Origin of the sequence: Rhodocytophaga rosea (assembly GCF_010119975.1) — a bacterium.
Taxonomy (GTDB): Bacteria; Bacteroidota; Bacteroidia; order Cytophagales; family 172606-1; genus Rhodocytophaga; species Rhodocytophaga rosea.
This window is the reverse complement of sequence record NZ_CP048222.1, coordinates 4,121,307-4,134,501: the sequence shown is the minus strand read 5'-3', so window position 1 is coordinate 4,134,501 and position 13,195 is coordinate 4,121,307. Positions and strand designations below refer to the sequence as shown.

The window sequence follows — 13,195 nt, the reverse complement described above, 5'->3', positions numbered from 1 at the left end:
AAAATAGTATGACTATGGCTTCAGACACTTCTTCTTGTAAACCGGACGCTGGAAAATGGTTTCCTGTTATTAACTTATCAAAATGTGAAGGCAAGCAGGATTGTGTAGAAGTATGCCCCTATGATGTATTTGAAATGCAGGAAATGACAAGTGATGAATACAAGGCGCTCAATTTTGCCGGAAAGCTGAAAACATGGGTTCATGGCAGAAAAAAAGCCTATGCCGTAAAAGCGGATCAATGTCATGCTTGCGGTTTATGTGTAACAGCCTGCCCGGAAAAAGCGATTAAGCTGGCAAAGGTATAATGTTGAAGGAGCATGGGCGTTTAAGATGAAGGTGTATGCCATAAGCGGATTAGGCGCCGATAAAAGAGTATTTGAGTATCTGGATCTTAGGTATGAACTTATTTCCCTGGATTGGATAGAACCAAAGCGTGATGAAGAATTGAGTGAATATGCTAGCCGTCTGGCAGAAAAAATTAATACAAAAGAAAATTTTATACTGATAGGCGTCAGTTTCGGAGGGCTTATTGCCATTGAAATCAGTAAAATACTCAAACCTGCGTTGGTTATTTTGATTTCTTCAGCAGAGACAAAAAGTGATTTGAGAAGAGTTTACCGGATAATTGGCAAAACCGGAATTATAAAAGTGATTCCTGCTGTGTTTTTTAAACCACCGGCAAAGCTGGCGGAGTGGATTTTCGGAGCTAAGAATAAACAATTGCTCAGAGAAATTATAAACGAAACAGACCTGCGATTTGTAAAATGGGCGATTGAACAATTGATTACCTGGGATAACAACATCAGGATTGAGAGTTGTATTAAAATTCATGGAAATAAAGATTTATTAATTCCACTCAGAAATGATACTAATACAATAGAAATACCTGGAGGCCATCATTTTATGATTGTAGATAAAGCGGAGGAAATCAGTCCAATTATAAACAAAGCAATAAAACAGGCCGTTGAGAAAGCAAGAGAATAAATTTTACCAACCAAAGAAGACAACACAAACTGAATATTTTATAAACAAATCATTCAACCTTTTATCACTATGCTATTCATAGATCCACACGTTCACATGACTTCCCGTACTACCGATGATTACGATGCCATGCGTAAAGCAGGTATTGTAGCCATTATTGAACCAGCTTTCTGGCTGGGACAGGCCCGTACGGAAGCAGGTTCTTTTAAAGATTATTTCAGTAGCCTGGTAGGCTGGGAACGTTTCCGGGCAAGCCAGTTTGGCATCCGGCATTATTGCACCATCGGGTTAAATTCCAAAGAAGCCAACAACGAAGCACTAGCAGAACAAGTGATGGAATTGCTGCCCTTATTTGCCAGCAAGGAAGGCGTAGTAGGTATCGGCGAAATCGGCTACGACGACCAGACGGCTGCTGAAGATAAATTTTACCGCCTGCAAATAGAACTGGCAAAAGAATTAGCTTTACCTATACAGATTCATACACCCCACCGGGATAAGAAAAAGGGCACTTCCCGCAGCATGGATGTATGCATCGAACACGGTGTAGACCCTTCCATGGTGATTGTAGATCATAATAATGAAGAAACCGTGAAAGAAGTGTTGGACAGAGGTTTCTGGGCAGCTTTTACCATTTATCCCAGAACCAAAATGGGTAATGAGCGCATGACAGAAATTGTACGCCAATATGGCCCGGAACGTATTATGATCAACAGTGCTGCCGACTGGGGTATCAGTGATCCGCTGGCTGTGCCAAAAACAGCTGCGTTGATGCAGGAAAGGGGAATTCCGGAAGCACACATTCACCAGGTTTGCTACCAGAATGCCCTGGCAGCTTTTGGCCAAAGCGGGCAAATGAACGAAGACGACTGGCTGAACCCCATCACCATAGACCAACGGGAAAAATTCTCCGGCAGTACCGTACTCCGTGGCGGCCAAGACCCCAGAATAGACCAGATTGATTCCAAGATCATCCGCTAACTAAGTATTGAGTACAAAGTATTAAGAAACTAAACGCAGAACCGGCAAGAATTTACATCTTGCCGGTTCTGCGTTTATAAACTATTTCAAAATAAAAATCAATCACCGCTTTTGCAGGAGTCACCTTATACAATCTTTGGGTCATCTGGTATATAGAGTGGCGGTTGTAAAAGCGAGGCCCATCCGGCCTTAGGGGACATAGGCTTCCTCGCATATTCTATTACATAAAGTACTTAAAGTCTTAACTCACTGTACCCCCATTCACAATTACTTTCTCCGGATTTACAAACGACAGGCTGCCATCTTTATCTTCCGCCATCAGAATCATGCCCTGCGATTGTATGCCTTTGATATCCCGGGGAGCCAGATTTGCCAGCAAACAGACTTGTCTTCCAATAATTTCCTCCGGCTTATAATGCTCAGCAATGCCGCTTACTACTGTTCTGGTATCGAGGCCGGTATTTAAAGTGAGTTTTAATAGTTTTTTCGTTTTAGGCACCAGTTCTGCTGCCTGAATAGTAGCAATCCGGATATCTAGTTTGGTAAAATCATCAAAGTTAATTTCCGGTTTAGCTGGTGGCAGCTTTTTGTTGGCCAGTTCATTTGCTGTTTTGGTATTTAATAACTTCTGCACCTGTGCTTCTACGGGAGCATCTTCAATTTTGTCAAACAGCAATTGGGCTTCTTTCAAGGGATGGCCATCTGATAGTAAATCAATACTACCGGCATTTGCCCATTTATAGGAATCCAGATTGAGCATTCCATATAATTTACAAGCTGAAAAAGGCAGAAATGGCTCCATCACAATTGCCAAGTTAGCAGCTACCTGCAAACCTAGATTCAGAATGGTTTGTACCCTGGCTTCATCCGTTTTGATCAGATTCCAGGGTGCTGTATCTGCTAAGTATTTATTTCCGGCACGGGACAAATCCATAAGTAAACTTAAAGCTTCCCGGAAACGGTAATTTTCGATTGATGCAGCAATCTTTTCAGGGAATTCCTGTAATTCTTTTATCAGGTTATGATCAATATCGAAAAGCTTACCTCTTATTGGCACATTACCACTGAAAAATTTATGTGTAAGTACCATTACTCTATTTACGAAGTTACCCAGGTTACCTACCAGTTCATTATTATTACGGTTCTGAAAGTCTTTCCAGGTAAAATCATTGTCTTTGGTTTCGGGAGCATTGGCACAAAGTACATACCGCAGTACATCCTGTTTTCCCGGAAATGCCTGTAAGTATTCATGCAGCCATACCGCCCAGTTTCTGGAAGTAGAAATTTTATTTCCTTCCAGGTTCAGAAACTCATTAGCCGGTACATTTTCCGGCAGAATATAATCGCCATGCGCCTTGAGCATGATCGGAAAAATAATGCAATGGAATACAATATTATCCTTGCCAATAAAATGCACCAACTGGGTATCGTTGCTCTGCCAGTATGGCTTCCATTCCTCTCCAGTGGAGTTCTGTACTTTTTCTTTAAAGTAATCTTTGGTAGAGGAAATATACCCGATGGGTGCATCAAACCACACATATAATACTTTTCCTTCTGCCCCTTCCACTGGAACGGGAATACCCCAGTCCAGGTCACGGGTCATGGGGCGGGGATGCAGGCCACCATCAATCCAGGATTTACACTGGCCGTATACATTGGTTTTCCACTCTTTATGGCCTTCCAATATCCATTCACGCAACCAGTCTTCGTACTGGTCTAATGGCAGGTACCAGTGTTTGGTTGCTTTCAATACTGGTTTTTCTCCGCTCAGCATCGAAACCGGATTGATCAGTTCATCCGGACTTAAAGTAGAACCGCAATTTTCACACTGGTCGCCGTAAGCATTAGGAAAACTACATACCGGACAAGTACCTTGAATGAAACGGTCGGTCAGGAATTGATTGGCTTTTGCATCAAAATACTGGTCAGAGAATTTTTCTGTGAAATTGCCCTGCTCATACATTTTCCGGAAGAAGGCACTGGCTGTTTCATGATGGGTAGCATTAGAGGTGCGGGAATACATATCGAATGATATTCCGAAGTCCTGAAAGGCTTCCTTAATCATTTTATGATACTGATCTACGGCCTGCTGAGGGGTAATCCCTTCTTTCTGGGCCCGAAAAGTAATAGGAACGCCATGTTCGTCGGAGCCGCATACAAACAAAACATCTCGTTCCCGGAGGCGTAAGTAGCGCACGTAAATATCAGCAGGAATGTATACACCAGCCAGATGGCCGATGTGTACGGGTCCGTTAGCATAGGGCAAGGCTGCGGTTACAGTATATCTTTTGGGTGGTTCGTTTCTCATGAAAGTCTGGTTTGTTAATGATTGAGAAATTAGAAGAGTTAAAGATTAGAAAATTTAAGATTCGTTTATGAAATGAGTATTTTCTATTCATCTACAAATATTACTCTTACAATCCTCAACCTATCTAATCAGCAAAATTAATGAAATACCTGAGATTCGGCATGAAAAAAACTGTAAGGTGCTTTGCTACAGGTTTGAATCTATATAAGTATAATCGGTGTTTAAGTCCGGTTCTCAGATAAGCGGTCAGCAATTTATATGCTTCTTTAGTAACCTGTTTGTCATAATCGAGTTGGCTAGGGTTGGTGTAAATATGTATTGCGTCGAAGGGTTTAATAGTTATGGTAATTTACAGATCGAAGAAATTTTCTGGCCAGGCTCGTTAAGTGCGCTTAGTGTGCTAAGTATTGGGATAATGAGTTGTAGATTAAACTGTTAAAAATTATCATGCATTCTGGTTTATATATTGCCAAAAGGCTAATTTGGCATACAAGCAAGATATACGCATGCAGCTTTTCTCAAAAAACGACCTGAAATCTCTGGCTACTACTTCCAGTTACCAGCGCGGTTTGGAATACTACCAGAGCGATGCTGTGCGGAAAATAAGCCGCAAAGGCAATACCTTTGAAGGTACTGTAGAGGGTTCGTACCGCTATAGAGTGAAGTTGACCATTAAAAACAGTGATCTAGACTTCGATTGCAATTGTCCTTATGATATGGAAGGCATTTGCAAACATTGTGTAGCTTTCGGATTGGCGATTCTCAATGGCGATTTTACAGAAACGGTTGCTTACGCTTCTGTAGCAGAAGACGCACAGCTTGTAGAAGAGGATACTGCTTCCTTTGAAGAAAGATTCTCCGAGGCGGCTCCTTCCGTAAAAGAAGAATTTCTCCGGCAATTACTCACTAAAGATGTATCCCTGCGCAGCCAGTTTTTACACTTTATGCAAAGCCGCAGCCAGACTTCTTCTGTAAAATATACGCCTACCTCCCCAATGGAAGCAACCAGCGAACAAATCCATGAAGCGCTTTCAGAGCTTGCCTTCGATGAAGATATGCATGAGGAGTATGGCCGTTCTTATGATGATTATTACGGAGAAGGTGACGAACTCGATGAGATGGCCGTGGAAATGGTGCAGGAAGTGTTGGAGCCAGTACTAAAACAAGTTTCTGCACTCGTGAGCCTGGGCAAATTTATGGAAGGATGGCAACTGTTATTGGCTGTATATGAAGGTATCCGGTTGGTAGAAGAACCGGAATCAGATGAATATTCATTGTTTGATGGCAGAAGCTACCAGGAGTTTATCCTGGAAGTATGGGAAAGTTTGCTCAAAGACCTGGCTTCCGGTATCAGCCGGGCTGTAATTCCTGAAAAAGATATACGGCAAGCACTCGATTTTCTTATCGAGCGGTATACTTTGTATGACAAACAATTCAACAGGTATAGCGAACGGGCTCAGGTTTGGTATGAGCTGGGAAATTTTGAACGGGTACTGACAGCACTGATGGTTTCACCTGCCATTGCTTCTTACTTACAAACCCTGCTGGAAAAACACCAGTTGATAGACACAGATACCGCAGATCTGATGCTACATATTGCTGGAGTTACCAGGAACGAAACGCTTTGGCTGAAAACGGCTGAAGAGTTTGCTGCTTATAAAACAGATGTTGCCCAGCAATTGCTGGATAAGCACCAGGCCAAACAAGATATGCCTTCATTTATCCGGGTAGCCAAACTGGTGTTCGGGAAAAATCCGGTATTGTTCGATGAATATATTCTGAAGCATTTGAAGCCGGAACAGGACAGAGATTTTTATATAGAAGTACTTACCTACTATACCCAGCGTAAACAAAGCATCGAAAATTACCGCCAGCTTCGGAAGTATTTTACGTCTGAATCCCGTTCTGCTTTTGTAAAATCGTATGCCAATGGGTACAATCCTTTGTTCTACATTCAATTGCTTGAAGCGGAGGAGCAGTACAAGAAAATCATGGAATTACTTAAGCAATACAAAAACCAGGAAGTGCAGCATTTTGATCAGATGCTGGCTACGGTGGCCCATCTCTACCCCGATGAATGTATGGATCTGGTGATGGAAAAAGCAGAATATGCCCTTCAGCAAACCGACCGCCGGGGACGGTATACCTATCAACATATCACTTCCTGGTTAAAAGTATTAAGATCTTTTCCGGCACTGGCCGAACAAGTACGTATTTTTAGCCTGCATTTATATGATGAAAATTCCAGGTTACGTGCTTTACGTGAAGAACTGCAAGCTGCCGGATTGGTGAGGGGAAGGTGAAGAGTAGTTTCTAGTGTTGCACTAAACCTACGGTAGCCTGTTGGTAGGTGGGAATAGTTATAGGAGTATGTTTCACCAAACTCTTACCACTATGTCAACACCAAACACTAACACCCACCCTACTTTTATCCAACAGGCTTGCCTGAAGGTAAGCGGATTTTCTCTCCTTTACAACAAGCTGGAAAGGGATATCTCCCTGTCTGGCAGAAGTCTGAGCACGTTAAAAAACTACTCCCGCCACATGGCTCAGATTGCTCTCTACTACAATCAGTTGCCTACCGAACTAGACGAAGATCAGGTCAGAGATTACCTGTGGATGCTGCAGAAGAAAACGAACAAGCCTTCTAAAAGCTCTTTCAAACATGCTGTCTATGGCCTACGCCTGCTCTACCGGCTTACCGGCAGAGATGACCGGGCTATCCGCCTACCTTCCATCCCTAAAGTACACAAACTGCCAGCGGTCCTCAGTAAGCAGGAAGTCAAAGCTCTGCTCAAAGCACCCCGTCTGTTAAAGCACCGGGTGCTGCTGGCCTTAATCTATTCAGCAGGCCTTCGCATGCAGGAAGTATGCCGGCTTGAGATCTCAGATTTAGATTTTGACCGCATGCAGATCCACATTCGCCAAAGCAAAGGAAGAAAAGACCGCTATGTACCCCTCTCCCAGCTGATGAAAAGAGGACTGCTCTCCTACCTGTCTGCCTGCAAACCCCACTACTACCTCTTCAATGGCAAGGAATATGGCTCGCAGCTCAGCCGCAAAGGCGTGCAATGGCTCATGCAGGATGCAGTTAGTAAAGCGGGCATCAAAAAGAAAGGCATCTGTGTACATACCCTGCGCCATTCCTATGCCACCCATCTGCTAGAAGATGGATTGGATATTGTCTCCATCAAAGAACTTTTAGGCCATAGCTTCCTGGAAACTACCCTTGTATATCTGCACATGGCAGGACTTGGCAGAAAAGCTCCTTTCTCTCCTCTAGATACCCTCTATACAAAGGAGGCATGAAGCCTGCCCTAGAGTTAGCCCATATACTGTCGGCTCACTTACATGAGTTTATGGCCACGCATGCAGTCTCTGCTCACAAGTTCTCCACCCTAAAGGCGATTGAGCATTGCCGTACTGCCAGACTAGGCGGCCATATAGATGCCTGTGATAGTTGTGGCTACCTGCGTATTAGCTACAACAGCTGCCGCAACAGACACTGCCCTAAGTGTCAGACTACCAATCGTGAAAAGTGGATTATGCAAAGGGAGGCAGACCTGTTACCGGTCAGCTACTTTCATGTGGTCTTCACCTTGCCCCACTCCCTTAATCTATTGTGCCTGCAGTATCCCCAAGAACTCTATGCTTTGCTCTTCAAGACAGCCTGGTCTACGATCAACAGCTTTGCCAATAATCCCAAGCATCTGGGTGCTAAAACAGGTATGATCTCCATTCTGCACACCTGGGGACAGAACCTCTCACTGCATCCACATCTGCATTGTATTGTGCCGGGTGGAGGGATCTCTGGGAGTGGCCACTGGAAAAAGGCCAGAAGTACAGGTAAATATCTTTTCCCGGTCAAAGCACTCAGTAAAGTGTTCCGTGCTCGCTATGTCTCACTACTGAGAAGCTTTCTTTCTGCTAATAAAGCACAGGTGGATAATGGGCTATGGAAAGAGTTATTTGCCAAAGACTGGGTGGTATACTGTAAAAGGCCTTTCTTAGGTCCTGCTCAGGTGATTGAATATCTGGGACGTTACACCCACAAAGTAGCTATCTCCAATCACCGCCTCCAAAGTATAGAGGATGGCAAGGTGAGCTTCGCTTACAAAGATTACCGGCAAGAAGCAGCAAAGAAAACCATGAGTTTGGAGGCTACTGAGTTCATCAGGCGTTTCAGCCTGCACATTCTGCCACCAAAGTTTGTCCGCATCCGCCACTATGGCATTTTGTCTTCCAAAGCAAAAGCCCATGATTTAGCACTGGCCAGACAAGATTTGAGAGTAGCTACGCCGGAAAAAAGAGTGTCGGACTGGAAAAGCATCTGCAAAGAACGCTTAGGCTATGATATAGACCTGTGTCCTTGCTGCAGCAAAGGCCGCATGAGAGAAATCTTGCGCTTTGAAGCAGCCCGTTCCCCACCTGATAGGGCTTACCTGCTATCGATAGCTTTACACTTGAAAACTGCCTGAGTAGAATAAAAAAGCCACTCAAAAAATTGGCCGGGAAAGTTATTGCCCATGTTGGAATATAGTCACCTTACTTGGAGCCAACACGGCTGCTCAGTTTACAAATAGTGAGATCTTTTCTCTTCCTTTTTTTACACTATCTTCTTTTAGTGTACTACCGCTTCACCCAGAAGCTTCTTCTCTATTGATTGATTCCCCATAAATAAGGGCAGGTTAAACCACCCGGTTTCGTGCAACACAGGGTTCATGGTGGGTTAAGACCACCCCATGAACCCTTATATGTTAGTAGCTGTTATTGTTCTTTTAATCTTCCGTTTATAAAAACAACTTCGGCATCCTTGAGATTATGTTGCTCTTTATTGTATTTGGTTACAGCTCTGACTTCTGCAAGTGTTCTGTTAGTTTTGAGAATACCAATAAAATCAGTTTTTTCATAGTCTGTGAAAATAACGTAACTGCCTTTTTCTGATGTAACATGAGTAACGTCAATGTATTCATACAAGGTTTTCCTAAGGTCAGGCAATAACTCATCATATCCTATTACAAAAGAATCGTCATTCCTGTCTTCTTCTATCTGTCCTCGTACCTCATAAATCCCCAATAAATACTCCTTATTAGGCTTTTTTGATTTTTTCGAAATACCATTTGAGTAAGAGACTTCGGAAGTAAAGACATGATTAAGCAACTCATTAATAATTTTATTTTTGATCTGATACTTGGCTATCAGATTCATTTCTCTTTCAAATTGCTCCTGCTTATTCAACCATCGCTCACCTAGAAGTATATCTCTAATTCTTACACCGGTTAACATACAACAGGCTACTTATCTTACAATAAATAGCCTGTTGCAAAATTTATATTTGCCTAAATCAATCTTCTTTCAAAGTAGACAGGAAGCTGACCAGATCCCGGATTTCCCGTTTGGTGAGGAGTTGTTTCATGTCGGGCATGCTGGAAGGCGCATTGGTCCGTTTGGTAATATTAGCCTTTATTATAGTGGTATCCGGCTGGTTACCTACTTTTACAACGAGGCTGTTGGCCTTTTCTTCCTGCAGAATACCACTTACATTCTTGCCACCTTTCAGTTCCAGCATGACCAACCCAAAACCTGGTGCCAGCCGTGCGCTGGGATTAATCAGTGCTTCCAGTATCTGCGGACGGGCCAGTCGTTTGGCTACGCCATTTAGTCGTGGGCCAGCGTTTCCTCCCATATCATCATAAGAATGGCAGCGGATACATTGGGCCGTCTGGTGGCTGTAGAATATTCTTTCTCCCCGTTTGGCATCTCCGCCCAGCAGGCTTCCCTGATAAGAAGCTAGTTCAGCATTAGGCGATGATTTAGCCATAATCTCTTTGTAGCGGTTGATCAGTTCAGGTGATTTGCTGCTATCAATGGCTTCGGAGAACTCCAGCTGGATTTCAGCAGGCACTTTTCCGGCTTCCATCTTGGTTAGTAAGCCATCGAGTACAGGTTTTGTCTGAGCTACAGGTAGTTTACCAAGTGTAACCAATGCCGCCTGTTTTTCTTCCGTAGTTTTAGTATCAATTACATTTGAAAGCAAGGAAACCATCAGGTCTTTGGAAATATCCAGTTTGCCTAATAGATCCAAACCGGCTACCCTGACACTTTTATCTTTATCTGAAATGGCTTGTTCAATGGCCTGGCCAATCTGATTATCTTCCATGGCTGCCAGTGCTTTCAGTGCTTCTATCTTTACCTCCGGTTTTGCGTCTGTTTTTAATCTCGCCATTAAAGTGGCTGCTCCCTGGCTTATATTGAGTTTACCGATGGCTTTTGCACTACTCAAGCGTACAGGTGCTTCTTTGTTACTGGCTAAAGCAATAAGGGCTTCTGCTGATTTGCTTCTCACCTGAGCAGCATCTCTGGAAACTTCGCCTCTGTATCGTCCATCTACCCGGTCCAGTACCGAAGGTTTAGCCCAGGTGCTGAGCGCATCGATGGCTTCTGCCCGCATCGCTACCGGATTTCCTTCTTTATTGGCATAATCAATCAGGTTTTGCAAGGCTTTCTCTGTTCCTACTTCCAGGTTGGCATTAATAGCCCGGCGGATCAAGGCTTCATTTTTAAATTTTGTAGTGGCCAGAATATCTCCCAACGCTGGTAAGGCATCGTTAATAGATAGATCGTCGTTGATGGCTCTGGCAGTTTCGGTTACGATGAATTCATCCTGATCTTTGAGGAAGTTAGCCACACCAGGATGCTGCATACGGCGCAAGGCTACTACAGCCACAATACGCAAAGCACGGGAAGAACTGCTGGATAAAGCGACAACTGGATCGGCTTTTCCGATACGGGCCAAAGCTAAACTTCCGGCATGACGCAGATAAGCATCGGCATCGTTGTTGGCCTGCAACATTTCAATAATTGGATTGATGGCTGGCTCATAGGCAATTCTTCCTAAGGCTTCTGCTGCAAAAAAACGTGCCCGGCTGTAATCATCTTTTAGTAAAGGAACCAAGGCTTGTCCGGCTTCTTTGTATTTGATATCTCCCAACCATTTCGCAGCCTGTGACCTGATTTCGGGGTCAGTATCTTTTAGTAAAGGTAACAGTGATTGTGCATATTTTGCCTCTTTGCGGGCTAACTGTGCCATTCCCCAGATGCCATGCACTCTGGCTAACTGGTTTTCGGTCTGTTTGATATTTTTCTCAAACTCTCCGGCTCCTTCTGCGCCTCGTTTGGCTAACTCAAATTGCGCTTTCTGGCGTACCCGCATATCCTGGTATTTCAGCAGTTCGCCCAACTGACTTACATTCCGTTTGGAGAGATCTTCTGTAACTAATGCCTTGGTCTGGGCACGGGCCACACTGTCAGCCCCTTTGGCCACATCCAGCTTCCAGATTCGTCCGTAATCTTTGGTATTCCAGCCCTCAATCCAGTCGGCGATATACATAGCTCCATCCGGACCAAAGTCAATACCGGTTGGTAATATACCACTTACTAGTTTTTGGGTTCCATTCAATTCGAAAGTAGCACCTTTTGGTTTTAGTTTAAATGAATGCAAGGCTGACCTGGCCGGACTTCCTACGAATTCTACAATAAAAAATGTGTTTTTGTATTCCGGACTTAAGGCAGTTCCAGGATTATACACCATGCCAGTAGGACCACTTACAAAATTCTGGATACAAGGCGTAATATATGCTGCCTGGCCTTCAAACCTGGGTTTGTACATATTCTCATCCATCCAGACTTTATAAGTATTGTTATCAGGATCTCTGTACTTACCAAATTGCCAGTTGGTGCGCCAGCCAGTATCTGAGCCATTCACAATATACACCAGCCGTTCCTTTTCTCCAGGGTGGTCGCCATCGTTATCCTGGCTGATCATATTGCCATACTCATCAAATACAAATTCATGGATGTTCCGCAGACCAGAGGCAAACACTTCAAAATCACTTCCATCGGGGTTTGAACGAACAATTACGCCACTGTTGGGAAACTCCCATTTGGTGCCATCCGAGCCTTTGCCATTAAATCCAATATCGCCTACACTCCAGTACACCTTTCCATCCGGACCCATCTCGACCCCAGACATGCCATGGCCCCCGAACCCAATGTGGATACCATAGCCATGTGAAATCGATGTTTTCTCCTCAGCTATCCCGTCGCCATTTTTATCTTTCATGCGCCATAAATCCGGTCCGACAGCTACGTATAAGTCTTCACCTTCGGCCATCAAACCTTCTGCTACGTCGGTTACTTCATCGTTAAAATCCTCTACTACCAGTTGAGATAAATCTGCTATGCCATCTCCGGAAACATCTTCCAGCCGGTACACATGCTCCTTTTCTACCGTCATATCTTTCCAGTCATGAGAGCCATCACCATTCAGGTCGGCCAGCCATTCATTTTTCTTGCTGTTTTCTGGAGATAAGACTTTACGCAGAAATGCCCTTTTTTCTTCTATGTTTGTTAATTGTATAGATCCAATTTCCCAATCCTGATGCCCTCTGATATCAAATTCTGAATTTTTCTGCCGGTTGGTTCTGGTGTAAAATAAACGTCCGGCATCATCCATATCAATGGCAATCGGATCGGCCACTAGCGAATCTACGCCCCACAACTTGAGGGTAAGTCCTTCAGCTAATTGAGGAGATACAGTGGCTTCGATAGCTTTTGCCATCTGCGCTGTTTGCTGGGGCTCCAGTTGTTTAATTCGTTTGTCAACAACTTTTTCTTCCTGCTGTTCATTTTGCTGCTCTTTCGCATTTTCCGACTGGCATCCTGCTAAAGTAAGTGTGCCAGCAAGTATAGCCAGATAAAAGCTGGTTTGGGTAGTGGAGAATTGGAACCTGATCATATATAAAATGAAATAAACTCAAAAGTATAATTAATTATACTAATAACGCCAATGTTATCAGGCAATAATTATCTCTTTTCCCAGATTACTTATATGATGAAGGGCAAAAAATAGCAGGAAGAAATTTT

General features: G+C 43.7%; 9 protein-coding genes. 6 read left to right on the top strand and 3 right to left on the bottom strand.

Annotated elements, in window-relative coordinates:
- The first annotated feature begins 8 nt into the window (after positions 1-8).
- The 3 genes from GXP67_RS17075 to GXP67_RS17065 all read left to right on the top strand — a co-directional run bounded on the left by GXP67_RS17075 (position 9) and on the right by GXP67_RS17065 (position 1,962).
- Positions 9-305, top strand: a complete 297-nt coding sequence (locus tag GXP67_RS17075; protein ID WP_162444244.1) for a 4Fe-4S dicluster domain-containing protein — start codon at positions 9-11, stop codon at positions 303-305.
- 25 nt (positions 306-330) lie between these two features.
- A complete protein-coding gene (locus GXP67_RS17070; RefSeq protein WP_162444243.1) occupies positions 331-984 on the top strand; it encodes an alpha/beta fold hydrolase in 654 nt (217 codons plus the stop codon).
- Positions 985-1,053: 69 nt separating this feature from the next.
- Positions 1,054-1,962 carry a TatD family hydrolase gene (locus GXP67_RS17065; RefSeq protein ID WP_162444242.1) on the top strand — a complete coding sequence of 303 codons (909 nt, stop codon included), beginning with the start codon at positions 1,054-1,056 and terminating at the stop codon, positions 1,960-1,962.
- Positions 1,963-2,203: 241 nt separating this feature from the next.
- On the opposite strand, the gene metG is transcribed toward GXP67_RS17065, so the two are convergent.
- Complete coding sequence (gene metG, locus GXP67_RS17060; protein WP_162444241.1) at positions 2,204-4,270, bottom strand: methionine--tRNA ligase; 2,067 nt, start codon at positions 4,268-4,270, stop codon at positions 2,204-2,206.
- A 506-nt stretch (positions 4,271-4,776) separates the two neighbouring features.
- On the opposite strand from metG, the gene GXP67_RS17055 reads away from it, so the two are divergent.
- The 3 genes from GXP67_RS17055 (at position 4,777) to GXP67_RS17045 (ending at position 8,748) form a co-directional block, all read left to right on the top strand.
- Positions 4,777-6,573, top strand: a complete 1,797-nt coding sequence (locus tag GXP67_RS17055; RefSeq protein WP_162444240.1) for an SWIM zinc finger family protein — start codon at positions 4,777-4,779, stop codon at positions 6,571-6,573.
- 91 nt (positions 6,574-6,664) lie between these two features.
- Positions 6,665-7,579, top strand: a complete 915-nt coding sequence (locus GXP67_RS17050) for a tyrosine-type recombinase/integrase (RefSeq protein WP_162441534.1) — start codon at positions 6,665-6,667, stop codon at positions 7,577-7,579.
- Positions 7,576-8,748: an IS91 family transposase gene (locus tag GXP67_RS17045; protein WP_162441535.1), complete on the top strand. Its 1,173-nt coding sequence runs from the start codon at positions 7,576-7,578 to the stop codon at positions 8,746-8,748. The genes GXP67_RS17050 and GXP67_RS17045 overlap by 4 nt, the downstream gene beginning before the upstream one ends.
- Positions 8,749-9,037: 289 nt before the next feature.
- Here GXP67_RS17045 and GXP67_RS17040 read toward each other — a convergent pair whose 3' ends face one another.
- A complete protein-coding gene (locus tag GXP67_RS17040; protein ID WP_162444239.1) occupies positions 9,038-9,556 on the bottom strand; it encodes a hypothetical protein in 519 nt (172 codons plus the stop codon).
- Positions 9,557-9,614: 58 nt separating this feature from the next.
- Complete coding sequence (locus GXP67_RS17035) at positions 9,615-13,067, bottom strand: DUF7133 domain-containing protein (protein ID WP_162444238.1); 3,453 nt, start codon at positions 13,065-13,067, stop codon at positions 9,615-9,617.
- Positions 13,068-13,195: the final 128 nt, after the last annotated feature.